This is a genomic window from Roseobacter sp. FCG-D35 (assembly GCF_033436665.1).
GTDB lineage: Bacteria > Pseudomonadota > Alphaproteobacteria > Rhodobacterales > Rhodobacteraceae > JAWQFO01.
Genome location: NZ_JAWQFO010000001.1, coordinates 827,713 through 849,405, shown reverse-complemented (window position 1 = coordinate 849,405; position 21,693 = coordinate 827,713). Strand labels below are relative to the sequence as shown.

The following is a 21,693-nucleotide window of genomic DNA, read 5'->3' as shown; positions in this document are numbered from 1 at the left end:
TAGCCTCGCTTCAAGGCAAGAGCGGTTGAATAATGTCAGACCCAGTGACGAACAACGACATCGAAGACGTGCTGTCTTCGGTGCGCAGGTTGGTAAGTGACGACAGAGCCCCCAAGGCGGACGGGAAGGATACCGGCGCGGGCCGGCTTCTGCTGACGCCCGCGCTGCGCGTTGAGGATGACGCGGCACCGACGGCGTCACCGGCGCAGGAGGGTGTCCGCCCGACGACGGCGGTCGACGGCGATGCCGGTCGCCAGAGCGAACCCGTGACAGAGGCTGGAGGCAACCGGGCGAAAATCGACGCTGCGGATGCGGTTGAGGTGGAAGAAACGCCGCCGGAGCAAGGTTCGCGCGGCGCGTTGTTCGCGGAGTCGCTCGTGTTCGGCTACGTGCCGCCGCGAAGAGAAGATCTCGAAGCCGAGAGTGACGCCGAAGCGGAATCCGACACCGTTCCTGATGCGCCGGAGTTCGAGCGGGAGGCCGATGCGCCGCCCGGCCCGGACCAGCGCACGTTGAGCGACAAGATCGCCGCGCTCGAGACGGCGATCCAGAAGATTCCGCAGCAGTGGGAACCCGACGATACCGGACGCGACGCCTATGCCGGGACCGACGCGCCACCGATGCACTGGTCCGAGCCGTCTGCGTCAGAGGACCGCGCTGATCCCGCCCCCGAGAACGCGCCGCTGTTGCTGCAGGACAGGGTGGCTGAGGAAGATCTGATCGACGAGGACATGCTGCGCCAGCTCGTGGCCGATATCGTCCGGTCCGAGCTTCAGGGACCGCTGGGAGAGCGCATCACCCGCAACGTGCGCAAGCTGGTCCGCCGCGAGATCCAGCGCGCACTGGCCGCGCAGGATCTCGGCTAGGCCTAACGCTCAGGCCTCGAGGCTGCCCGCCATCGACAGGATGGCGTCGAGGTCCATGTGACGTTCCACATGCTCTGCGAGCGCATCGAGCGTGTCGTCCACGAGCGTGTCGTAGAAGATCCCCGAGACCTGCCCGAGCGATGCGAGGTAGGCGGCGCGAAACGCGTCGGACGCAAACAGCCCGTGCAGGTAGCAGCCCTGCACGCGCCCGTCCGGCGAAGCGGCGCCAACCGTTTCTCCGCCCATCTCCAGCCAGCCACGGGCGCAGTCCGGACCGGTCGTGCGGCCCATGTGGATCTCGTAGCCGTGGACCGTGCTGCCACTGGACGGGTGGCCTCCCTCGCGCAGCGACAGCTCCTTGAGCGGAGCCAGCACCGTCTCGACCTCGAGATGAGCCAGACCCGGGGCTTCGCCCGCCGGGCCTTCGATGCCCTCGGGATCGCGCACCCATGTTCCAAGCATCTGGTAGCCGCCGCACAGGCCCAGCAGGTGACCGCCCTGGCGCAGGTGCGCGGCGATGTCGATGTCCCAGCCCTCGGCGCGCAGCGCGGCGAGGTCGGACAGCGTGGCCTTGCTGCCCGGCAGCAGGATCAGGTCGGCACCCAAGGGAAGGGGACGGCCCGGTTCGATCACGACAAGCTCGACGCCGGGTTCGGCGGCCAGCGGGTCGAGATCGTCGAAATTGGCGATCCGCGGCAGGCGTGGCACGATGATGCGGCAGCCCGAACCCTCGGACCGGGCCCGCGCGGGCAGGTCCATCACGTCCTCGGCGGGCAGGCGGCGCGCGCCGTCGAACCACGGCAGCACTCCCAAACAGGGCCAGCCCGTGCGGGCAGCGATGTCGTCGCGTCCGGCGTCGAAAAGGGTGAGGTCGCCGCGGAACTTATTGACGGCAAAGCCCCGGATCATCGCGGCATCCTGCGGATCGATCACGGTCTGGGTGCCGACAAGCTGCGCGATCACGCCGCCACGCTCGATATCCCCCATCAGGATCACCGGCACCCCGGCCGCGCGTGCAAAGCCCATGTTGGCGATGTCACCGCGGCGCAGGTTGGTCTCCGCCGGACTTCCCGCCCCCTCGACCAGCACGAGGTCGCACTCCCTGCCAAGGCGTGCGAAGCTGTCCAGCACCGCCGGCAGCAACTCGTCCTTGCGGCGACCGTAGCTGCGCGCGTCCTGCGTGCCGCGCACCTTGCCCTGCACCACGACCTGCGCGCCGGTCTCGGATTGCGGCTTGAGCAGCACCGGGTTCATGTCGGTGTGTGGCGCAACTCCGGCGGCGCGGGCCTGCAAGGCCTGTGCCCGCCCGATCTCGCCGCCATCCACGGTCACGGCGGCATTGTTGGACATGTTCTGCGGCTTGAAGGGTCGCACGTTCAGCCCGCGCCGGGCATAGGCGCGGGCGAGGCCGGCCACGATCATGGATTTTCCGACGTTGCTGCCCGTGCCCTGGAGCATGATGGCCTTGGTCATGGCGCGGTCCCGTGCGGAAATCTGTGCCCGAAACGGAAAATGCGCCCCCGAAGGCGCGCATTTTCAGAAACTGATGATGGTACCGGTCAGGCGGCTTCGGCCTGTTGCGCCGCGTTGCGGCGCTCGGATTCCTCGCGCGAGAGCGCAACGGAGGTCCGGACACCCTTGCCGACGAATTCCATGAGGCCCGAAACCACGCGCTCGTTGGGATCGATCCCGGCGCAGGTCAGCACCTCGCGCCCGTCGCGCGAGCGCGCCCAGCGGGCGATCTGCTCTGGGCCGTTACCGTATTTCTTGTCGTCCGCGATTGCGTCGTCCAGTGCAGCCAGTACGACGGCCGCGAAGAGTTTGCGGGCACGGTTGCCTTGCTCATTGTTAAAGGCGGTGCCGTCAACGAAATCTTTCATTCGTCGTCCTTTCGTTATTCTTGCTCTTGTTATTTTCGGCGTGAAGCTTCTTATGACGGATCAGACTCGATTCGGGTACCCCGAATTCGCATAGCATCTATGCGCTTGGTGCATGTCTCAGGAAGGGTTGCACACGAGATATCGTTGTCTTGTCAGGCTCCATCCACCCAGATATAGGGGGCGCCAATCCTTCATCAACCTTTCGCCAAGGTTTTGTCACATGCCTAAAATCAATGGTAACGAAATTCGTCCGGGTAACGTTCTGGAACACAACGGCGGCCTCTGGGCGGCGGTCAAGGTCGACCACGTAAAGCCCGGAAAAGGCGGCGCCTTCGCCCAGGTCGAGATGCGCAACCTGCGCAACGGGTCAAAGCTCAATGAACGTTTCCGCAGCGCCGACAAGGTCGAGCGTGTGCGCCTCGAGCAGAAGGACCAGCAGTTCCTTTACGAGGATGACGGGATGCTGGTGGTTATGGACACCGAAACCTACGAGCAGGTGCAACTGCCCTCCGAACTTCTGGGCGAGCGGCGGCCGTTTCTGCAGGACGGCATGACCATCGTGGTCGAATTCTACGATGCCGAGGCCCTGAACGCCCAGTTGCCGCAGAAGGTCACCTGCAAGGTGGTCGAGACCGAGCCGGTGGTGAAAGGTCAGACTGCGGCAAACTCGTTCAAGCCCGCGCTGCTGGACAACGGTGTCAAGGTCATGGTGCCGCCCTTCATCGCGCAGGACGAGGACATCGTGGTCAATACCGAGACCATGGAATATTCCGAACGCGCCTGATCGAGCGTAGACGATTGGACAGAAGGCTGGCGCCGCAAGGCTTCGGCCCTTTCTGTTCTTGCGCTCGGGGCTTACTCGGCGGCGGCGTACATACCGTCGTAGATCGGGCTCAGCGTTTCGGTGTCGAAGAGCGACGAGACCGACGTGCCGTTCCAGATGTTAAGGATCGCCTGGGCGAAGATCGGCGCGGTCGGGACGATCCGGATGTTGGGCGCGGACTTCACAGCTTCGGTGGCCTCGATCGTGTCGGTGATCACCAGCGACTTCATCACCGAGTTGGTCACGCGCTCGACCGCCGGACCGGACATCACGCCGTGGGTGATGTAGGAGTGAACCTCCTTCGCGCCGTTCTCCAGCAGCACCTCGGCGGCCTTGCAGAGCGTGCCCGCGGTGTCGCACATGTCGTCGACGACAAGGCAGATCTTTTCCTTCACGTCGCCGATGATCGTCATCTCGGCCACTTCGCCGGGTTTCTCGCGGCGCTTGTCGACGATGGCGAGGGGCGAGTTGATGCGCTTGGCCAGTTCGCGTGCGCGGGCGACGCCGCCGACATCTGGTGAAACGATGGTGATCTCGCCCATCCGCTCGGGGAATTGGCTGCGGATGTCGAGCGCAAAGACCGGCGAGGCATAAAGGTTGTCGACCGGGATGTCGAAGAAGCCCTGGATTTGGGCCGCGTGCAGGTCCATCGTCAGGATGCGCTCGATCCCGGCGCCGACCAGCATGTTGGCAACCAGCTTGGCCGAGATCGGCGTGCGCGCCTTGGTGCGGCGGTCCTGCCGCGCGTAGCCGAAATAGGGCAGGACCGCGGTGATGCGCGCCGCCGACGACCGCCGCAGCGCGTCGGCCATGATCAGCAGTTCCATCAGGTTGTCGTTGGCCGGGTTCGACGTCGGCTGGACGATGAACATGTCCTCGCCGCGCACGTTCTCGTAGACCTCGACGAAAATCTCTCCGTCATTGAACCGCTCGACCCGCGCATCCACCAGATTGACGGCCCGGCCCCGGTGCATCGTCATCCTCCGGGCGATGGCGCGCGCAAGCGGCAGGTTCGCATTACCCGAGATGAGCTTCGGTTCTTCGATATGGGGCATGTGGCGGAATCCCGGGCGGCAGCAGCGAGGGCGGATGTGACAGATTCGTGATGTTGACACCACCTACCACGGCCTTACCAATCGGCAAAGACGCAGGGTAGCCCAAGGGAGTTCCAATTGGCCAAAATCGATCTGTATTTCGCGACGTTATCTCCCTATGCCTACCTGGCCGGGACCCGTGCCGAGGCGGTTGCCGAAAAACATGGCGCGACGATCACCTACAAGCCGGTGGACATCATGGCGCTGTTTGCGCGCACCGGAGGCACGCCGCCCAAGGACCGGCATCCCAACCGCATCGAGTATCGCGCGCAGGACCTTGTCCGGAAGGCCAAGAAGCTCGACATGCCGTTCAATATCAAGCCCGCGCACTGGCCGACGAATGGCGCGCCGGCCGCCTACGCGGTGATCGCGGCACAAAAGGCCGGCGGGGGCGACATGGGCAAGCTCGTGCACGCCATCTGCCGCTCGGTCTGGGCCGACGAAAAGGACATCGCCGAGGATGCGGTGGTGCGCGCCTGCCTCGAAGAGGCCGGGTTCGATCCATCGCTGGCCGACAGCGGGCTTCTGGTCGGTGCGGACACCTACGCGGCGAACCTCGAGGAAGCGGTCGAGGCGGGTGTCTTCGGGTCGCCTTTCTACGTGCTCGAGGACGACCAGCGGTTCTGGGGACAGGACAGCATCGACGATCTCGACGACCACCTTTCCGGGAAGCTGTGAAGGCGGCCGGCTCCGCTGAAGGTTTTCCGACCCATGTGACGCGGTTCGGGCAGGGACCGCGCCAGGCCCTGGCCATCCACTGCACGCTTGCCCATTCCGGGGCCTGGCGCGGGGTGGCGGGCGCCCTGTCGGATCGGCTGGCCATTACCGCCTTCGACCTGCCGGGGCACGGGCGGAGCGGCGACTGGGACGGCGGGCTCGACCTGCATGACATCGCCACAGGCATGGGGCTCGACCTGCTGGACGAGCGCATGGATCTCGTCGGCCATTCCTTCGGCGCCACCGTCGCTCTGCGGCTGGCCGTGACCTGTCCCGGACGGGTCCGCAGCCTGACGATGATCGAACCGGTGTTTTTCGCCGCGGCCATCGCTGATGCACCGGAACGGCTGGCCGCCTACGAAGCGCAGGCCGCCGATTTCCGCGCCGCTCTGGAAGCGGGCGACGACATGCTGGCCGCACGGCTCTTCAACCGGCTCTGGGGCGACGGTACGCCCTGGACGGATCTACCCGAAAGCCTGCGCGACTACATGGCCGCGCGCATGGGTGTAATCGCGGGCGAGGTGCCGGTGCTTTACGAGGATGCCGCGGGGCTGATGAAGCCCGGCGTGCTCGCCCGCGCCACCATGCCGTCGCTGCTGATCGCGGGGGAGACCTCGATCGACGTGGTGGACGCCATCAACGCAGCACTTGCCCGCCGCCTTCCGGACGTGCGCCGCGTGACCATACCGGGCGCGGGGCACATGGCCCCGATCACCCATCCACAAGACGTCGCGGCGGCGATCTCTGACCTACTCGAAGTGAGCTAGGAAGGCGTCGATCCGCTCGGGGGTGATCGACCAGTCGCAAACCAGGCGCGCGGCCAGCATCTCGTCCGGGTCATCGCCCTCGAGGCTGCCGTCCCAGACGTAATACTGCGCCCCGGCCGCGTGCAGCTTTTGGTGGATCCGGCGCGGGAAGGCGGCGAAGATCATGTTGGCCTCGACAGGGTGCAGGAAATTGCAGCCGCGTGCCTTGAGGCCCTCGGCAAGCCGCGCGCAGCTGGCGTTGGCCTGCCGCGCGGTCTCGAGCCAGAGGCCGTCCGCGAGATAGGCCACCATCTGTGCCGAGAGATACCTGTGCTTTGAGAACAGATGCGCTCCGCGCTTGCGGCGCAACTCGAACTCCCACGCCTTCGCCGGATCGAAGAAGACCACCGCCTCGACGCCCATGCAGCCGTTCTTGGTGCCGCCGAAGCTGACCGCGTCGACGCCCAGCTTCCACGTCATCTCGGCCGGCGAACAGTCGAGCGCGACCAGCGCGTTGGCGAAACGTGCGCCGTCGAGATGCACCGGCAGACCGAATTCCTCCGCCACCGCCGTCAGGCCGCGCAACTCGTCGAGCGAATGCACGCCGCCGCGCTCGGTCACCTGGGTGATCGAGACCGCGCCGCGTTGCGGGCCGTGCACGCCGCGGGTTTCCTCACCCGAGATCGAGCGGCGCAGCGCGTCGGGGGTCATCTTGTCGCCGCCCGGCACCAGCGTCAGCTTGGCGCCGCCGGTGTAGAACTCGGGCGCGTTGCACTCGTCTTCGTGTATGTGGGCGACCGGCGTGCAGAAGATGGTCTGCCAGGGCGCGCAGAGCGTCGCCAGCGCCAGAGCGTTCGCCGCCGTTCCCGTGGCGACGAGGTAGACCGCCGCCTCGGGCGCCTCGAAGACCTCGCGGACCTGCGCGCGCACCGTGTCCATGATCGCATCCGCTCCGTAGCCCATTGCGAAGCCGTCGTTGGCCTCGGCCAGTCCCTGCATGATATTCGGATGCACCGGGCCGGTGTTGTCGGAGGCAAGAAACATCAGGTCGGCTCCTCAATGATATGGTCTTCCCACTCGTCTTCCGGCACGTCGAACTCGCTGAGTGTCGCGTCGCGCACGCTGACGCCGGCGTCGTGGACGCTCTGCGCCGTGCCGCTGATCAGCGGATGCCAGTCGGGCAGGGGGCGGCCTTCCCACAGCAGCCGGTAGGCGCAGGTCCGGGGCAACCAGTAGGCATGGTTTTCGATGGTGTCCGGGCGCAGAACGATGCAGTCCGGCACGAACTGGTGGCGCGTCTCGTAATGCGCGCAACGGCAGGTGGCGTCGTCGAGCAGGCGACAGGCGACGCGGGTCAGAGCGACCTCGCCGCTGTCCTCGTCCTCGAGCTTGTTGAGACAGCACTTGCCGCAGCCGTCACACAGCGCCTCCCACTCGCGCGCGTTCATCTTCTTGAGCGGCTTGCGGTCCCAGAAACGCGGAGCAAGGCCGTTGCGGTCGATGGGATCGCTCATGCCGCCGCCAGGATCGCTCGGGCGCGGGCGCTGTCGTCATCCATCTGGGCGACCAGCGCGGGCAGGTCGCCAAAGGTCATCTCGGGACGCAGGAACGCGACCAGCGCGACCGAGAGGTGCGTGCCATAGAGGTCGCCGGAAAAGTCGAACAGGAAGGTCTCGATGTTCGGGCGGTTCTCGCCGAACATCGGCCGCACGCCCAGCGAGGCGACGCCGTGGTAGGCGCCCTCGTGCGGGCCGTCGAGCACGTCGACCAGCACTGCGTAGACGCCGAAAGCCGGCGGGTGCAGTCCTTCGATCGACATGTTGGCGGTGGGATAGCCAAGGGTGCGCCCGCGCTGCTCGCCGCCGATCACCGGGCCTTCGATCCGGTGCCAGTGGCCAAGCATGTCCGCGGCGTCGCGTGGCCGGCCTTCGCTCAGCGCGGCGCGGATCGCCGTCGACGATATGGTTTGCTCCGACTGCTCGATCAACTGGGCGACGGTGACGCCGAAGCCCATCTCCTGCCCGAAGGCGACAAGATGCGCGGCGGTGCCCGCGCGGCCTTTGCCGAAGCAAAAGTCTGCCCCGATGATCACGTGGCGAAGCCCGAGACCGTCGGCGATGACCCGCTGCGCGAAGTCGCGTGGGCTGAGTGTCGCGAGACTGGCATTGAAATTCAGCTCGTAAAGCCGCTTGACGCCCAGCTTTTCAAGCCGGTGCGCACGCGCCTCGGATCCCATGAGACGGAACGGCGGAGCGTCGGGGGCGAAGTATTCGCGCGGATGCGGCTCGAAGGTCAGAACGCCCAGCGGCGCATCAGGTTCGGCCTTGCGCGCCAGTTCGATGACCGACCGGTGGCCGAGATGCACGCCGTCGAAATTGCCGATCGCGGCGCTGGCGCCGCGGTCCTGGGCATCGACAAACTGGTAGTCCCGGATGATCCGCATTGGCCCTGCGTAGCTTCACCGTCAGGGCTGTGCAAGCGCCGCCGGGCTCTGCCGGCGCCGTAAGTTGACGGACGTCAGTCGAACTTGCGCGAGGGCGCCATGACGGTGGCTTCGCCGACAAGGACCTTCTTGCCGTTAACCGCGCAATGGCAGTCGAGCATGACTCTGCGTCGGGCCGGTTCGATGTCGACAACCCGCACCTCGGCGTGCACCCGGTCGCCGGGCCGCACGGGGGCGAGGAACTTCAGCGTCTGGCCCAGGTAGACCGTCCCGTGACCCGGAAGCTGTTCACCGATCACGGCCGAGATCAGCCCCGCCGTGAGCATCCCGTGCGCGATACGGCCCTCGAAGATCGTGTCGCGCGCGTAGTCGTCGTCGAGATGCACCGGGTTGTGGTCCGTCGAGACCTGAGCAAAAAGCTCGATATCCGCGTCGGTGATGACCTTCACGAGATGGCGGCACATGCCCATCTCGATGTCCTCGATGCAGATCGTTCCGCGCGGCAGGTTGTCCAACATGCCGACCCTCCTGAAATTTTCTGGCGAGTTTAGCCAGTCATGCGAAACTTTATTACTTCGCGATCGCAGAAAATCAAGGGTCGATTAGGTCAGCGCAGTTGTCCGATCGTGAAGGTCGGGTTCGATCTTTCGTTCTCCAGATAGACCTTTAGCGCCGTTTCTTCGGGTTGTTCTCTGGTGCGGGTTTCGCGCGCTGCAAGTCCGCCGGAGATGAACAGCGAATCGAGGTCTTCGCCCATCGCGCCGGCGATGTCCGTATGCACGCCATCCCCGATGGCGAGAATCCCGGCGTTCCCGACATCCCGGCCCAACGCGGCGAGACGGCGGCGGGCAAGATCGTAGATCGGCGGGTGTGGCTTGCCGAAGTAAAGGCTCTCGCCACCCATCTCCGTGTATAGCCGCGCCAGGGCACCCGCGCACCACTCGCGGGTCTCACCGCGATCCACGACGATATCGGGATTGGCGCAGAGCAGTTTCAGACCTTTCTGCTTGGCGTAGAGGAACTGCGGACGCATGTCGGAAGGGTCGGCCTGAACGTCGAAGGGACCGGTGCATACGATCCCTTCGGCGGCCTCGAGGTCCACGCGTTCGATGGCATGCGGGTTCTCAAGCACCTTCGGCGGTTCGAAGAACTTCACGTCCGCCGGCGGTCCGATGTGCCAGACCTTCTCGCCCACGGCGCCCTGGTACATCGCCACCCGGGCCGCATCGCCGGACGTGGCGATCGTGTCCCAGGCATCGTCCGGCACGCCGAACTGGACAAGCTGCTTCTCGACACCCTGCCGCGTGCGCGGGGAATTCGTGACCAGCACCACCGCGCCACCGCCCCTGCGGTAGGCCTGCAGCGCCGCGACGGCATCGGGCAGGGCGCGCACGCCGTCGTGCACGCAGCCCCAGAGATCGACGAAAAGCGCGTCGTAGCGGTCGGAAATCTCTGAAAGCGACGGGATGATCTGGGTCATGACGGGCGTCCTGCGGTTAAGTCTCTCCCGATCTATGGAGAAGCCACGCCGCCAGCGCCAGTGCGAATCCCGCGATCAGCGCGACAGGGTGGTCGCCGGCGCCTCGGGGTCGGCCAGCGCGAGATCACCCGAACCGTCGCCCTGCGGCCAGAGCAGCGGGGCCAGCAGCACGACGGCGCAGAGCCAGGCGGCGGGCATGAGGTTCAGCAGCGGACCGGAGGGCAATTGCGGCGCGACCCGCGCCGGGCGGCACCCGGTCAGCTTCAGGGCGAACCAGCCTCCGGCGGCCGCGATCACGAAAAGCTCGGTGGGAGAGATCCGCGCGATCCCGGCGGCTGCGCGGCGATTGTCCTCGCGCGAGACGACGCTGGCGAGGACGTTAATGTAGGCCAGCCACAAAAGGCCGAGAACGAGAAACAGGTACATAAAGCCGATGAAGCCCCGGGAATGTGGCGCGCCGGAGGCGCCACATGGGAATTCCCGGGGTATCGATGCGGTCAGACCTTGAGGTTCGGGATGATCTGCTTCTTGCGGCTCATCACGCCCGGAAGCACGACCGTATCGCCGCTGACGCTTGCACCGAAGCTTTTCTCGGCCACGGCCTTGCACAGCTCGTTCGGTATCAGCAGGGTCGCTTCCTCGTTGAGAATGTCGATGACAAACAGCAGCACCTGGTCGGCGCCGTCCTGCTCGGCGACACGTGGCATCGCCGCGACCAGCGCATCCTTGCGGTCCAAAACCATCTTCGGCGAGGTGGTCTCGAGCACGGAGACGCGGAACTGGTTGCCGCCGACCTCGTATTCCTTGCTGTCCATACGCAAAAGCTCTTCCTCGCTGAAGGCCGAGACGTCGGATTTCGCCGCGAACAGCTCGGCGGCGAAGTCGGAAATGTTCACGCCCAGCTCGCCGGCCAGCTTCTCGGCCACCGCCCGGTCGTGATCGGTGGTGGTGGGCGAGCGGAACTCCAGCGTGTCCGACAGGATGCATGACAGCATCGCGCCCTTGATCCCCTCGGGTGCCTTGGACAGATCTTCGCCGATCATGTCGTGCATGATGGTGGCGGTGCAGGCCAGCGGCTGCATGGTGATGTGGATCGGTCCTTGGGTTTCGAGACCGCCGACCAGCTTGTGATGGTCGATGATCGCCCGGATGTCGGCCTTGTTGATGTTCGTGGGAAGCTCGGCGGGGTTGTTGGTGTCCACGATCACCACGGCCTGGCCGTCCGCAACGTCCGAGATTATCTGGGGCTTGTCGAGGCTCCAGCGGTCGAGCACGAAGGCGGCCTCCGTGTTGGGCTCGCCGAGCAGCGCCGGGGCCGCGTCGATCCCCTTCACCTCATTGAGATACCAGGCCCAGATGATGGGAGACCCGGTTGAATCCGTGTCCGGGGACTTGTGGCCAAAAACGAGCGTCGACATGTAGCATTCCTGTCTGGTGGGGAGGTCGAAATCGCGCGCTTTATAGCACCTCGGGCCGGCTTGTCACGGGGGAGGACGCGGCTGCGCCGTGGCTTATCCCGACGGCGGTTCAGCGGGACGCAAGCCGCTCGGGTCAGTGCGAAAAAAGACCGCGCGACGACGTCGCGCGGTCTTGATTGTGATGAAAAGGTTCGGTTGAAAAGGTCGGTTTGTCGTCCCCTCCCAAGTCGGACATAACAGGTCTTTTTCCCCCGCCCATTCTCGTCGTGAGCTTCGGAGAGAGTAGGTCTTCCTGAATTAGCATCGCCCCTGATGGACGGCAGCGTCGAGATCTGCCCCATGCAGGCAAGCCATCAAAACGTACCCATAAAGTACCATTTCTGCCGTAATTAACGAAGCGTTAATGCGGCAACCCAAGATAGAATCATGCGGCTGCCGACGCGGATTTATCAACAATGCGGCGAGTCGCGTCCATTGTCGCGAATATGGTGATGTTTCCGGTCAACCCCGATTGTGCGTCCGGCAACTCGGCGGCAAGATGCCGCGCAAATGAGCCGTCCCCGGGAATCCGATCTCTATCCGCCCGTCAAATCGCTGCTGGAATCGCAGGGATTTACCGTGAAGTCCGAGATCGGCGCCGCCGACGTCGTGGCTCTGCGCGGCAACGAGCCGCCCGTAGTCGTCGAACTCAAGACCGGCTTCTCGCTGAGCCTTTTTCATCAGGCCATCGCCCGGCAGGCGGTCACCGACGATGTCTACGTCGCGGTGCCACGGCAGTCGGGCAGGCGCTTCTCGCGGGCACTCAAGGACAATGTCGCGCTGGCCCGAAGGCTCGGATTGGGGCTGATGACGGTGCGGCTGTCCGACGGGCTGGTCGAGTTGCACTGCGACCCGGGTCCCTACCGGCCGCGCAAGTCTCCTGCACGGCGCAACAGGCTGCTGCGCGAGTTCGCACGCCGTTCCGGCGATCCCAATGCCGGCGGGCAGACGCGCCGGGGGCTGGTGACCGCCTACAGGCAGGACGCGTTGCGCTGCGCGGTGTTTCTTTACGAGGCCGGCGCAAGCCGGGGTGCGGACGTGGCGCGCGAAACCGGCGTGGCTCGGGCGACGCGCATGATGGCCGACGATCACTACGGCTGGTTCGAACGCATTGAAAAGGGTGTCTACGGCCTGACCGAGACCGGCGCACGTGCCGCAGCCGAAGCGGGCCGGGCGCTGGGCAGTTGATGCGCGGCTTCCTGCCCGGCGATGGTCGGACGGGACCTCTGCGGGGTTGAAACGGCAAGGTGTGAACACCCACATCACTCGAAGCCGGATCGCGGCGCGAAAATTTGGGCGCAACCCTGTTGACAGGAAAGTCCGCTGATCCTAGCTATGCGCCGTTAGCACTCAATCCCTGCGAGTGCTAAAGGGTCCGCCGGCTCCGGCCGGAACCCTTCAAGGGAGAAACTTTGAGCCTTTGAGGAGCTGCAAAGATGGCATTCAAACCACTTCATGACCGCGTGCTCGTCCGTCGTGTCGAGAGCGAAGAGAAAACCGCAGGCGGGCTTATCATTCCCGACAGCGCGAAAGAAAAGCCTTCCGAGGGCGTCGTGGTCGCATGTGGCGACGGCGCGCGCAAGGACAGCGGTGAACTGATCGAGATGGCGGTTTCCGCCGGCGATCGCATCCTGTTCGGCAAATGGTCCGGCACCGAAGTCACCATCGACGGTGAAGAGCTGCTGATCATGAAAGAAAGCGACATCATGGGGATCATGGAAGACGCGCAGGCCGCCAAGGCCGCCTGATCGTTCCATTCATCCCTCTGACGAACTGAAGAAAAGGATTACACCAACATGGCTGCCAAGGACGTAAAGTTCGAAACAGACGCCCGCAACCGCATGCTCAAGGGTGTCAACACCCTGGCCGATGCGGTCAAGGTCACCCTCGGCCCCAAAGGCCGCAACGTGGTTCTCGACAAGTCGTTCGGCGCACCGCGCATCACCAAGGACGGTGTGTCGGTCGCAAAAGAGATCGAACTCGAGGACAAGTTCGAGAACATGGGCGCGCAAATGGTCAAGGAAGTGGCCCAGCGCACCAACGACGAGGCCGGTGACGGCACCACCACAGCGACGGTTCTGGCCCAGGCCATCGTTAAGGAAGGCATGAAGTCGGTTGCCGCCGGCATGAACCCGATGGACCTCAAGCGCGGCATCGACATGGCGACCGTCAAGGTTGTCGAGGCGATCAAGGCCGCGGCCCGTGACGTGTCCGACAGCGCCGAGGTTGCCCAGGTCGGCACCATCTCCGCCAACGGCGAAGCCGAGATCGGCCGCCAGATCGCGGACGCGATGCAGAAGGTCGGCAACGAAGGCGTCATCACCGTCGAGGAGAACAAGGGCCTCGAGACCGAGACCGACGTCGTCGAAGGCATGCAGTTCGACCGCGGCTACCTGTCGCCCTACTTCGTGACCAACGCCGACAAGATGACCGTCGAACTGGAAGACGCCGTCATCCTGCTGCACGAGAAGAAGCTCTCGTCGCTGCAGCCGATGGTTCCGCTGCTCGAGCAGGTGATCCAGTCGCAAAAGCCGCTGCTGATCATCGCAGAGGACGTCGAAGGCGAAGCGCTGGCGACCCTCGTGGTCAACAAGCTGCGCGGTGGCCTCAAGATCGCGGCCGTCAAGGCACCGGGCTTCGGTGATCGCCGCAAGGCCATGCTGCAGGACATCGCGATCCTGACCGGCGGCCAGGTGATCTCGGAAGATCTCGGCATGAAGCTCGAGTCGGTCGGCATGGACATGCTCGGCACCGCCAAGAAGGTCCAGATCACCAAGGACGAGACGACCATCGTCGACGGTGCCGGCGAGAAGGCCGAGATCGAAGCGCGCGTGTCCCAGATCCGCACGCAGATCGAGGAAACCACTTCGGACTACGACCGCGAGAAGCTGCAGGAACGTGTGGCCAAGCTGGCGGGCGGCGTTGCCGTCATCCGCGTCGGCGGCATGACCGAAGTCGAAGTGAAAGAGCGCAAGGACCGCGTCGATGACGCGCTGAACGCAACCCGTGCCGCCGTTCAGGAAGGCATCGTGGTCGGCGGCGGCGTCGCCCTCGTGCAGGCCGCCAAGGCGCTTGACGGTCTTTCCGGCGACAACAACGACCAGAACGTCGGCATTTCGATCGTGCGCAAGGCTCTCGAGTCCCCGCTGCGCCAGATCGCGGAAAACGCCGGTGTTGACGGCTCGGTCGTTGCGGGCAAGATCCGCGAATCCGACGACCTCAAGTTCGGCTTCAACGCCCAGACCGAAGAGTATGGCGACATGTTCAAGTTCGGCGTCATCGACCCGGCGAAAGTGGTGCGCACCGCGCTGCAGGACGCTGCGTCGATTGCCGGTCTGCTGATCACCACCGAAGCGATGGTGGCCGACAAGCCGCAGAAAGAAGGCGCGTCCGCCGGCGGCGGCATGCCCGACATGGGCGGCATGGGCGGCATGATGTAAGCCAGCCCAAGGCTTTCGATACCGAAAGGGTCCGGCAACGCCGGGCCCTTTTTTCTTTGGGCCACCTGTGTAGCGCCGCCGCGTCGTGGTCCGCAGGTGTCTCGTTATTGCGCAGGAGAGGCGCAGGCGGCGCTCAGCCGGGCAATTCGACGATTCGCGAATAGCTGCCGAGCATCTCCAGCGCTCGGGTGACGCTCTGGTACGGGTTCTCCTTGACGATATAGCCTGCGACGTTCTGCCGGTAGGCGTCCTGGATGTCGGCCCGGGTTTCCGAACTGCTGAAGACGAAGATCACCGCGCGCTGCAACGCCGGCTCACTGCGCACCACCTCGAGGAATTCGATTCCGCCCATGCGGGGCATGTTGAGGTCGAGGATCACGATGAACGGCGGCAGTTCGCCTCCGTTTTCCACTGCGGCCTCGCGCAGGATTTCAAGCCCCTCGATGCCGTCGCTGGCCGTCAGCGTTCGATTGAGGATCCGCAGCTTGCGAAAGGCGCGCTGCATCGCGCGGATGTTGATCGTATCGTCGTCGATGAGCAGAAAGCTCGCCTCCCGCGTCGGCCGCGAAATCTGCATGTTCATCTTGCGTCTCCTAAAAGGTCCGACGGACCGGTGCCCGCAAGGCTTGGCATGAAACCGATTAAGCCGGGTTTAACTCCGGCCATGCTGCAGTGGCCTGCGGTTAAGCGGCTGTTCAGACGGCACATGTTACCCCCGGCCGAGCAGATAGGAGGAGCAGGGCGATGGTGAGACTTTTTGCGACGCGCGCGGTCGAAGCGGCGCCGCCGCCCCGGCCCGGGCCGATCGTGACGCGGCTGTCTTCGCGCGAACTCGAGGAACTGATCTACCTCATCAGCCACGATGTGCGCGCTTCGGTCCGCGCTCTGATCGAGGTTCCGCAATGGATCTGCGAGGACCTCGAGGAAGCCGGGATAAAGATCAACGACTCGATGCGCGAGAACATCGACCTGATGAACCGTCACACCGGGCGGCTCGACCGCATGCTCGTGGACCTTCTGACCTATTCGCGCGTCGGGCGGATGCAGGACGTACACGAGATCGACCTCGACACCGCGCTGACCGAGGTGCTCGAGGAAATCTCCGTGCCCGCCGGGTTCAGCCTCGTCCGCGCCTTCGACTGCCGGCATGTCTACATGGGCGAGCGGGACGTTCTCACGCTTCTGTCGGCGCTGGTGACCAATGCGGTGCGCCACCATGACCGGGACAGCGGCAAGGTGATCGTCTCGGCGCACCAGGCGCGCGGCGAAATCCTCCTGCGGGTGCGCGACAACGGCCCCGGCATCCCCGAGCCCTACCGTGAAAAGGTCTTCGAGGCGATGAGCACCCTGCGCCCGCGCGACGAGGTCGAAGGCAGCGGGATGGGCCTGGCGATCGTGCGCAAGATCGCGCTGCTGTATGGCGGCACCGCGAGTGTTCGGGACAACGCCGACAGCCGCGGGACCGTGGTCGAGGTGTGCCTGCCGCGAACCCGCGGCGAGACCTGAATTCCCGGCAGCCGCTTCGGGCCCACTGGCCCGCGCGGCTTCATCGGAGCAGCGGGACAGGCCGGCGTCGGCGGCATGTTGTGGACACTGGTCGGCAGCGGTAGGGATCCCCACCGCCGGGGGGCCGCGCCTGCAGGCCGAGAATCGCGGACAGACCCGGTGATTCAGGTTGATCGCGGCAGTGAAGGCCGTCTCGCCACACCGGGGCGATCCTGGCGCGCCAGATCACCACGCCGAACAGCCGTGCCAGCACCGCTTCGACCGCGTTCGGCGCCCCATGCGAACGAGCTCCGCTTCACTTCGCGTCCATCGCCGTGTCGAACCGACCCAAAGCGGTTAGTGACGGTCGACCGGCACCGGCCCGGCCCGATCAGCCTGCCATCTTGGCGCCGCGGGTTGCCTGTCGTATGGCGGAGCATGCGACTTTTCCTGCTGACCGCGCTCACGATGGTGGCATTTGCCGCCAACTCGATCCTGACCCGGCTCGCCGTGAACGGCGGACATATCGGGCCAGAGAGTTTTGCCGTGCTGCGCGTTTTCTCAGGAGCGGTCGTGCTGTGGGTTCTGATCGCGGCACGGGGTACCGGGTTGCCGCCGCTAAACCGGTCGCGCCTGGTCGGCGCGCTGAGCCTGACGGCCTACATGGTCGGATTCACGCTGGCCTATCGAACGCTGGATGCGGGGTTCGGGGCGCTCATCCTCTTCGGCGTGGTGCAGATGAGCATGTTCCTGCATGGTCTGCTGACCGGCGCGGCGCCCACCCCGCGCCAGCTGACCGGGGCCGGCATCGCCTTTGCCGGGCTCGTCCTCGTGCTCTGGCCCGGCCCGGGCGCGGCGGCGGACCCGGCGGGGGCCGCGCTGATGGTTGCGGCCGGCATCGGCTGGGCGGTCTACACGCTGTCCGGTCGCGGCGCAGGCGACCCGTTGCGCGTGACCGCCGGGAACTTCGTACTGTGTCTGCCGTTCACCGCCCTGCTGCTCTTGGCGGGCGACCTTCAGGCCAGCCTGGCGGGCGTGGCGCTCGCCGTCCTGTCGGGCGGCGTCACCTCCGGACTGGGCTATGCGCTGTGGTACGCGGTGTTGCCGCGGCTGCAGCAGAGCGCCGCCGCCGTCGTACAGCTGAGCGTTCCCGTTATCGCCATCCTCGGCGGGGCCGCGCTGCTCGGAGAGCGCCTGTCGGTCATGACCGCGGTCGCCGTCTTGCTTGTTCTCGGCGGAATCGCACTGGCGGTCACCGCACGATCGTCTCGAGCGGATCGTAGCTGACCCCGTCCTGCGCGCCGAAGGCTGCCGCGAAGAGGCTTGCGGGCTTGACCATGCGCGCCGGCATCTCGTCGCGGCTGACCCAGTGCCACTCGCTCACCACGCGCTCGGGGTCCTGCCAGCCGGGCGCGACCTCGGCACCCGCGACGAGCTTGCAGCGAAAGAAGATCTCGACCTGGTGAAAGCCGCTCTCGGGATCGTGGAACTCGTTCACGAGGCAGGGCGCGCCGACCTCGATGTACAGCCCGGTTTCCTCGGCGACCTCGCGCACGAGGTTCGCGGGCAGCGACTGCCCGGGTTCGACCCCACCGCCCGGCGCGCAGAGCAGTCGGCTGCGGCCACCGGGCCAGGCGTTGACCAGCAAGAGCCGATCCTCGTGCAGGATCACGGCCCGCACGGCGAGGCGAGGAGACTTGGGGCGCATGTGAACCACCGTAGAACGTCAGGTATCGCTTTTGTAGCGGCGGCGATGCGGCTATCTCAAGCGACATGAAACGGATTGCCGGACTTGCCCTTTTCGCCCTGTTGCTGCCGCTGACCGCCGAGGCGCGCTGCGTCGTGCTTCTGCACGGCCTGGCGCGCACGGCGACCTCGTTTGCGCTCATGGAACTGGCCCTGGAGAACCGCGACTATCGTGTTGTCCGCCCCGGCTACCCGTCGACCGACGCGCCGGTGGAACAGCTTGTCCGCCAAACCCTTCCAGAGGCTGTCGCGGCCTGCGGACCCGAGGGACAGGTCGATTTCGTGACCCATTCGATGGGCGGCATCCTTGTCCGGCAATGGGTCGCGGACGGTGCGGGCGACCGGATCGGCCGCGTGGTGATGCTGGCGCCGCCGAACAACGGCAGCGAACTGGTGGACGAGCTCAAGAACATCGAGGCGTTCGACTGGATCAACGGGCCTGCGGGACGGCAGCTCGGCACCGGGCCCAATTCGCTGCCGCGACGGCTTCCGCCGGTCGACTTCGAATTGGGCGTGATCGCCGGGGACCAGTCGCTGAACCCCTACTACTCCTCGTTGATCCCGGGGCCCGACGACGGCAAGGTCTCGGTCGCCTCGACCCGCGTGGAGGGTATGCGGGATCACATCACCCTGCCGGTGACCCACACCTTCATGATGAACAATCCCCGGGTGATTTCGGAAACCATCGCGTTTCTGGAAACCGGCGCCTTCGACCGGTCGCTCACCTATTTCGAGGCGATCCTCGAACAGCTGGGCTGCCCGGACGGGTCCTGCGTGACCGGCGGCACCGATGATCGACCTTGACCTGACCGGGGCAGAGGTCCTGCGGCCTGACGGGCTGCAGGACACGCGCCTGTCCTTTGCCGAAGGCCGGATCGTCGCCGATCGGGTGGGGCGCAAGGCCGATCTGCGCGGGTTTCTGGTGTTGCCGGGCATGATCGACCTGCATGGCGATGCCTTCGAGCGCCACGTGGCCCCTCGACGCGGGGCGATGAAGCAGATGCACGACGGCATCCTCGCCACCGAGGCCGAGATCGCCGCCAACGGCATCAGCACCGCGGTCCTGGCGCAATTCGTAAGCTGGGAGGGCGGGCTGCGCGGACCCGACTTCGCGGGCGAAGTCTTTGCAGCGATCCGCGCCGCGGCCCCCGAGGCGGTCACGGACCTGCGCGCGCAACTGCGCTTCGAGACGCATATGCTGGAGCATTACGACGCGCTGCCGCGGTGGGTGCGCGACTGGGCCATCGACTACGTGGTCTTCAACGACCACCTGCCGCATGACCGTCTGGCGCAGGGCAAACGCCCGCCGCGCCTGACCGGACAGGCGCTCAAGGCGGGACGCAACCCGGAGGCGCATTTCGAGATGCTGCTGGCGCTGCACCGCAACGCCGGCGCGGTGCCGGAAGCGTTGGACAGGGCCTGCGCCGCATTGGCGCATCTCGGTGTGCGCATGGGCAGCCACGACGACCGAAGTGCGGCGGACCGCGAAGACTGGCACGGGCGCGGCGTCCGCATCGCGGAGTTTCCCGAAACCCCCGAGGCCGCCGAGGCGGCCCGGGGGCAGAGCGACGCGGTGGTGCTGGGCGCGCCCAACGTCGTGCGCGGCGGCTCGCACAAGGGCAATGTCAGTGCCGTCGAACTCGTCTCTTTGGGGCTCTGCGATGCGCTTGCCTCGGACTACCACTACCCCAGCCTGCGCCGCGCCGCGTTTTTCCTCGCCGACAGCGGCGTCGCGGACCTCGCCTCGGCCTGGGCGCTGGTGTCCTCGGGACCCGCGCGGGTGCTGGGGCTGACAGACCGCGGGACGCTCGCGCCCGGCGCGCGCGCGGACCTCGTGATTGTCGAGGCCGAGAGCCGCCGGGTGGCCGGAACCCTTTCGGGCGGGCGGTTCAGCTACCTGTCCGGTGCGCTTGCGGAACGCCTGATCGGCTAGGCGCCGCGGCGGACGCGGTTCACGTGGCCCATCTTGCGACCGGGCTTGACCGCGGCCTTGCCGTAGAGGTGCAGCGCGGTGTCAGCCTCGCGCGCCAGGTCCGGCACCCGGTCCATGTCGTTGCCGATCAGATTCTCCATCACCACGTCGCAGTGCCGCGCGCCATCGCCCAGAGGCCACCCCGCGACGGCGCGGATGTGCTGTTCGAACTGGTCGACGGTGCAGCCGTTCTGGGTCCAGTGGCCCGAATTATGCACCCGAGGCGCGATCTCGTTCACCACGAGGCCGCCTTCGGTCACGAACAGCTCGACGCCCAGCACGCCGACGTAATCGAGCGCGTTCAGGATCTTCGCCGCCATCAGCACCGCATCGGTACGCTGAGACCCGCTCAGCCGGGCGGGCACCGTCGTGGTGCGCAGGATGCCATCGCGATGCACGTTCTCGCCGGGATCAAAACAGGCCACCGAGCCGTCGGCACCCCGCGCCGCTATGACCGAGACCTCGTGGCTGAAGTCAACAAAACCTTCCAGGATTGCCGGTGCCCCGGCCATGTCCGCCAGTGCCACTTCGGCATCCGCAGGCGCCGAGAGGCGCGCCTGTCCCTTGCCGTCATAGCCGAAACGCCGCGTCTTGAGGATCGCGGGCGGGCCAATGCGCTCGAGCGCCGCGCTGAGCGCATCGGCATCCGGCACGTCGGCGAAAGGCGCCACGACAAGCCCGAGGTCTTCCAGGAAGCGTTTCTCGGTCAGGCGGTCCTGGCTCACCCGCAGCGCCTCGCGGCTCGGGCGGATCGCGGTCCGCGCCTCGATCAGGTCGAGCGCCTCGGTCGGGATGTTCTCGAACTCGTAGGTGACGACATCGACGGCATCGGCAAAGGCCTCGAGCGCTGCCGCGTCATCGTATTCGGCCCGCGTGACCGCGTCGGCGACATGCCCCGCCGGCGGATGTGCGCCCGGTTCGAAGATATGCGTGCGAAAGCCGAGCCGCGCGGCGGCCACCGACAGCATCCGCCCCAGCTGCCCGCCGCCGAGAATGCCGATTACCGCACCAGGCTGCAGGGGGTTAGTCACGCGCAGGCTCCTCGGGGATCGAGGCCGAGAGCGCCGCGCGCCATGCATCCAGCCTTTCGGCCAGCGCCGGGTCCTGCAGGGCGAGGATGCCCGCCGCCATGAGCCCTGCGTTGGCCGCACCCGCAGCCCCGATGGCCATGGTGGCGACCGGAAATCCGCGCGGCATCTGGAGGATGGAATAAAGCGAATCGACGCCCGAGAGCGCCCGGGTCTGCACCGGCACGCCGATCACCGGAACCCGGGTCTTGGAAGCCATCATGCCCGGCAAATGAGCTGCCCCGCCAGCCCCGGCGATGATCACCCGAAGCCCGCGTTCGGCGGCGTTCTTGCCGTAGTCCCACAGCCGGTCCGGCGTCCGGTGGGCCGAGACGATGCGCACCTCGTGGGCGATCTGCAGTTCGTCAAGAAGGTCGACGGCCTCCTTCATGGTCGGCCAGTCAGACTGGCTGCCCATGATGACGCCAACTTGCGCTGTGCTCACGTGAATTCCCCCGCCTGCGCTGCCGGAGCGCG

The 21,693-nt window shown here is 66.1% G+C and carries 25 protein-coding genes; 11 read left to right on the top strand and 14 right to left on the bottom strand.

The window, feature by feature from the left end; genetic code table 11:
• Positions 1-44 precede the first annotated feature (44 nt).
• Positions 45-866 carry a hypothetical protein gene (locus R5H30_RS03940; protein WP_318326710.1) on the top strand — a complete coding sequence of 274 codons (822 nt, stop codon included), beginning with the start codon at positions 45-47 and terminating at the stop codon, positions 864-866.
• Between the two features lie 9 nt (positions 867-875).
• Here R5H30_RS03940 and R5H30_RS03935 read toward each other — a convergent pair whose 3' ends face one another.
• Complete coding sequence (locus R5H30_RS03935; RefSeq protein ID WP_318326709.1) at positions 876-2,339, bottom strand: cobyric acid synthase; 1,464 nt, start codon at positions 2,337-2,339, stop codon at positions 876-878.
• A gap of 86 nt (positions 2,340-2,425) precedes the next feature.
• A complete protein-coding gene (locus R5H30_RS03930) occupies positions 2,426-2,746 on the bottom strand; it encodes a DUF6280 family protein (protein ID WP_318326708.1) in 321 nt (106 codons plus the stop codon).
• A gap of 220 nt (positions 2,747-2,966) precedes the next feature.
• Between R5H30_RS03930 and efp the strand changes: the two genes are divergently transcribed.
• Complete coding sequence (gene efp, locus R5H30_RS03925; protein ID WP_318326707.1) at positions 2,967-3,530, top strand: elongation factor P; 564 nt, start codon at positions 2,967-2,969, stop codon at positions 3,528-3,530.
• A gap of 71 nt (positions 3,531-3,601) precedes the next feature.
• Here the strand turns inward: efp and R5H30_RS03920 are convergent, their stop codons facing one another.
• Positions 3,602-4,624: a ribose-phosphate pyrophosphokinase gene (locus tag R5H30_RS03920; RefSeq protein ID WP_318326706.1), complete on the bottom strand. Its 1,023-nt coding sequence runs from the start codon at positions 4,622-4,624 to the stop codon at positions 3,602-3,604.
• A gap of 117 nt (positions 4,625-4,741) precedes the next feature.
• On the opposite strand from R5H30_RS03920, the gene R5H30_RS03915 reads away from it, so the two are divergent.
• Positions 4,742-5,341 (top strand): 2-hydroxychromene-2-carboxylate isomerase, encoded by a 600-nt coding sequence (locus R5H30_RS03915; protein ID WP_318326705.1) that lies wholly within the window; start codon positions 4,742-4,744, stop codon positions 5,339-5,341.
• 35 nt (positions 5,342-5,376) lie between these two features.
• Positions 5,377-6,147 carry an alpha/beta fold hydrolase gene (locus R5H30_RS03910; RefSeq protein ID WP_318326704.1) on the top strand — a complete coding sequence of 257 codons (771 nt, stop codon included), beginning with the start codon at positions 5,377-5,379 and terminating at the stop codon, positions 6,145-6,147.
• Here R5H30_RS03910 and R5H30_RS03905 read toward each other — a convergent pair.
• The 7 genes from R5H30_RS03905 to R5H30_RS03875 all read right to left on the bottom strand — a co-directional run bounded on the left by R5H30_RS03905 (position 6,130) and on the right by R5H30_RS03875 (position 11,467).
• Positions 6,130-7,170: a threonine aldolase family protein gene (locus tag R5H30_RS03905; protein ID WP_318326703.1), complete on the bottom strand. Its 1,041-nt coding sequence runs from the start codon at positions 7,168-7,170 to the stop codon at positions 6,130-6,132. The two genes, R5H30_RS03910 and R5H30_RS03905, sit on opposite strands and share 18 nt — an antisense overlap.
• Positions 7,170-7,640 carry a YcgN family cysteine cluster protein gene (locus R5H30_RS03900; protein WP_318326702.1) on the bottom strand — a complete coding sequence of 157 codons (471 nt, stop codon included), beginning with the start codon at positions 7,638-7,640 and terminating at the stop codon, positions 7,170-7,172. The genes R5H30_RS03905 and R5H30_RS03900 overlap by 1 nt, the downstream gene beginning before the upstream one ends.
• Positions 7,637-8,569, bottom strand: a complete 933-nt coding sequence (locus tag R5H30_RS03895; RefSeq protein ID WP_318326701.1) for a bifunctional riboflavin kinase/FAD synthetase — start codon at positions 8,567-8,569, stop codon at positions 7,637-7,639. Before R5H30_RS03895 ends, R5H30_RS03900 begins: the two co-directional genes overlap by 4 nt.
• 74 nt (positions 8,570-8,643) lie before the next feature.
• Positions 8,644-9,087: a MaoC family dehydratase gene (locus tag R5H30_RS03890; protein WP_318326700.1), complete on the bottom strand. Its 444-nt coding sequence runs from the start codon at positions 9,085-9,087 to the stop codon at positions 8,644-8,646.
• A gap of 89 nt (positions 9,088-9,176) precedes the next feature.
• Positions 9,177-10,049 (bottom strand): TIGR01459 family HAD-type hydrolase, encoded by an 873-nt coding sequence (locus R5H30_RS03885; protein WP_318326699.1) that lies wholly within the window; start codon positions 10,047-10,049, stop codon positions 9,177-9,179.
• 75 nt (positions 10,050-10,124) lie between these two features.
• Positions 10,125-10,475, bottom strand: coding sequence for a hypothetical protein (locus R5H30_RS03880; RefSeq protein ID WP_318326698.1), 351 nt, complete (start codon positions 10,473-10,475; stop codon positions 10,125-10,127).
• A 71-nt stretch (positions 10,476-10,546) separates the two neighbouring features.
• Positions 10,547-11,467: a manganese-dependent inorganic pyrophosphatase gene (locus tag R5H30_RS03875; protein WP_318326697.1), complete on the bottom strand. Its 921-nt coding sequence runs from the start codon at positions 11,465-11,467 to the stop codon at positions 10,547-10,549.
• A gap of 549 nt (positions 11,468-12,016) precedes the next feature.
• Between R5H30_RS03875 and R5H30_RS03870 the strand changes: the two genes are divergently transcribed.
• From R5H30_RS03870 to groL, 3 genes are all read left to right on the top strand, one after another.
• Entirely contained in the window at positions 12,017-12,694 is a 678-nt protein-coding gene (locus R5H30_RS03870; RefSeq protein ID WP_318326696.1) for a DUF2161 domain-containing phosphodiesterase, read from the top strand.
• 248 nt (positions 12,695-12,942) lie between these two features.
• Complete coding sequence (locus R5H30_RS03865) at positions 12,943-13,254, top strand: co-chaperone GroES (protein WP_318326695.1); 312 nt, start codon at positions 12,943-12,945, stop codon at positions 13,252-13,254.
• Between the two features lie 48 nt (positions 13,255-13,302).
• Positions 13,303-14,946: a chaperonin GroEL gene (gene groL / locus R5H30_RS03860; RefSeq protein ID WP_318326694.1), complete on the top strand. Its 1,644-nt coding sequence runs from the start codon at positions 13,303-13,305 to the stop codon at positions 14,944-14,946.
• Positions 14,947-15,079: 133 nt separating this feature from the next.
• Here groL and R5H30_RS03855 read toward each other — a convergent pair whose 3' ends face one another.
• A complete protein-coding gene (locus R5H30_RS03855) occupies positions 15,080-15,529 on the bottom strand; it encodes a response regulator (RefSeq protein WP_318326693.1) in 450 nt (149 codons plus the stop codon).
• 161 nt (positions 15,530-15,690) lie between these two features.
• On the opposite strand from R5H30_RS03855, the gene R5H30_RS03850 reads away from it, so the two are divergent.
• Entirely contained in the window at positions 15,691-16,452 is a 762-nt protein-coding gene (locus R5H30_RS03850; RefSeq protein ID WP_318326692.1) for a sensor histidine kinase, read from the top strand.
• A 417-nt stretch (positions 16,453-16,869) separates the two neighbouring features.
• Complete coding sequence (locus tag R5H30_RS03845; protein WP_318326691.1) at positions 16,870-17,718, top strand: DMT family transporter; 849 nt, start codon at positions 16,870-16,872, stop codon at positions 17,716-17,718.
• Here R5H30_RS03845 and R5H30_RS03840 read toward each other — a convergent pair.
• Positions 17,684-18,139, bottom strand: coding sequence for an NUDIX domain-containing protein (locus tag R5H30_RS03840; RefSeq protein WP_318326690.1), 456 nt, complete (start codon positions 18,137-18,139; stop codon positions 17,684-17,686). The two genes, R5H30_RS03845 and R5H30_RS03840, sit on opposite strands and share 35 nt — an antisense overlap.
• 65 nt (positions 18,140-18,204) lie before the next feature.
• Between R5H30_RS03840 and R5H30_RS03835 the strand changes: the two genes are divergently transcribed.
• Together R5H30_RS03835 and R5H30_RS03830 are read left to right on the top strand one after the other, a co-directional pair.
• A complete protein-coding gene (locus tag R5H30_RS03835; protein ID WP_318326689.1) occupies positions 18,205-18,981 on the top strand; it encodes an alpha/beta fold hydrolase in 777 nt (258 codons plus the stop codon).
• Positions 18,968-20,110 (top strand): alpha-D-ribose 1-methylphosphonate 5-triphosphate diphosphatase, encoded by a 1,143-nt coding sequence (locus R5H30_RS03830; RefSeq protein ID WP_318326688.1) that lies wholly within the window; start codon positions 18,968-18,970, stop codon positions 20,108-20,110. The genes R5H30_RS03835 and R5H30_RS03830 overlap by 14 nt, the downstream gene beginning before the upstream one ends.
• Here R5H30_RS03830 and R5H30_RS03825 read toward each other — a convergent pair.
• Positions 20,107-21,180, bottom strand: coding sequence for a 5-(carboxyamino)imidazole ribonucleotide synthase (locus tag R5H30_RS03825; RefSeq protein ID WP_318326686.1), 1,074 nt, complete (start codon positions 21,178-21,180; stop codon positions 20,107-20,109). The two genes, R5H30_RS03830 and R5H30_RS03825, sit on opposite strands and share 4 nt — an antisense overlap.
• Entirely contained in the window at positions 21,173-21,661 is a 489-nt protein-coding gene (gene purE / locus R5H30_RS03820; RefSeq protein ID WP_318326685.1) for a 5-(carboxyamino)imidazole ribonucleotide mutase, read from the bottom strand. Before purE ends, R5H30_RS03825 begins: the two co-directional genes overlap by 8 nt.
• Between the last annotated feature and the right edge of the window lie 32 nt (positions 21,662-21,693).

Excerpts from the sequence above, each read along its gene's own strand:
- R5H30_RS03935 (WP_318326709.1), bottom strand. The coding sequence starts at position 2,339 with ATGACCAAGGCCATCATGCTCCAGGGCACGGGCAGCAACGTCGGAAAA.
- R5H30_RS03930 (WP_318326708.1), bottom strand. The coding sequence starts at position 2,746 with ATGAAAGATTTCGTTGACGGCACCGCCTTTAACAATGAGCAAGGCAAC.
- efp (WP_318326707.1), top strand. The coding sequence starts at position 2,967 with ATGCCTAAAATCAATGGTAACGAAATTCGTCCGGGTAACGTTCTGGAA.
- R5H30_RS03920 (WP_318326706.1), bottom strand. The coding sequence starts at position 4,624 with ATGCCCCATATCGAAGAACCGAAGCTCATCTCGGGTAATGCGAACCTG.
- R5H30_RS03905 (WP_318326703.1), bottom strand. The coding sequence starts at position 7,170 with ATGTTTCTTGCCTCCGACAACACCGGCCCGGTGCATCCGAATATCATG.
- R5H30_RS03900 (WP_318326702.1), bottom strand. The coding sequence starts at position 7,640 with ATGAGCGATCCCATCGACCGCAACGGCCTTGCTCCGCGTTTCTGGGAC.
- R5H30_RS03895 (WP_318326701.1), bottom strand. The coding sequence starts at position 8,569 with ATGCGGATCATCCGGGACTACCAGTTTGTCGATGCCCAGGACCGCGGC.
- R5H30_RS03890 (WP_318326700.1), bottom strand. The coding sequence starts at position 9,087 with ATGTTGGACAACCTGCCGCGCGGAACGATCTGCATCGAGGACATCGAG.
- R5H30_RS03885 (WP_318326699.1), bottom strand. The coding sequence starts at position 10,049 with ATGACCCAGATCATCCCGTCGCTTTCAGAGATTTCCGACCGCTACGAC.
- R5H30_RS03880 (WP_318326698.1), bottom strand. The coding sequence starts at position 10,475 with ATGTACCTGTTTCTCGTTCTCGGCCTTTTGTGGCTGGCCTACATTAAC.
- R5H30_RS03875 (WP_318326697.1), bottom strand. The coding sequence starts at position 11,467 with ATGTCGACGCTCGTTTTTGGCCACAAGTCCCCGGACACGGATTCAACC.
- R5H30_RS03870 (WP_318326696.1), top strand. The coding sequence starts at position 12,017 with ATGAGCCGTCCCCGGGAATCCGATCTCTATCCGCCCGTCAAATCGCTG.
- R5H30_RS03865 (WP_318326695.1), top strand. The coding sequence starts at position 12,943 with ATGGCATTCAAACCACTTCATGACCGCGTGCTCGTCCGTCGTGTCGAG.
- groL (WP_318326694.1), top strand. The coding sequence starts at position 13,303 with ATGGCTGCCAAGGACGTAAAGTTCGAAACAGACGCCCGCAACCGCATG.
- R5H30_RS03855 (WP_318326693.1), bottom strand. The coding sequence starts at position 15,529 with ATGAACATGCAGATTTCGCGGCCGACGCGGGAGGCGAGCTTTCTGCTC.
- R5H30_RS03850 (WP_318326692.1), top strand. The coding sequence starts at position 15,691 with ATGGTGAGACTTTTTGCGACGCGCGCGGTCGAAGCGGCGCCGCCGCCC.
- R5H30_RS03845 (WP_318326691.1), top strand. The coding sequence starts at position 16,870 with ATGCGACTTTTCCTGCTGACCGCGCTCACGATGGTGGCATTTGCCGCC.
- R5H30_RS03840 (WP_318326690.1), bottom strand. The coding sequence starts at position 18,139 with ATGCGCCCCAAGTCTCCTCGCCTCGCCGTGCGGGCCGTGATCCTGCAC.
- R5H30_RS03835 (WP_318326689.1), top strand. The coding sequence starts at position 18,205 with ATGAAACGGATTGCCGGACTTGCCCTTTTCGCCCTGTTGCTGCCGCTG.
- R5H30_RS03830 (WP_318326688.1), top strand. The coding sequence starts at position 18,968 with ATGATCGACCTTGACCTGACCGGGGCAGAGGTCCTGCGGCCTGACGGG.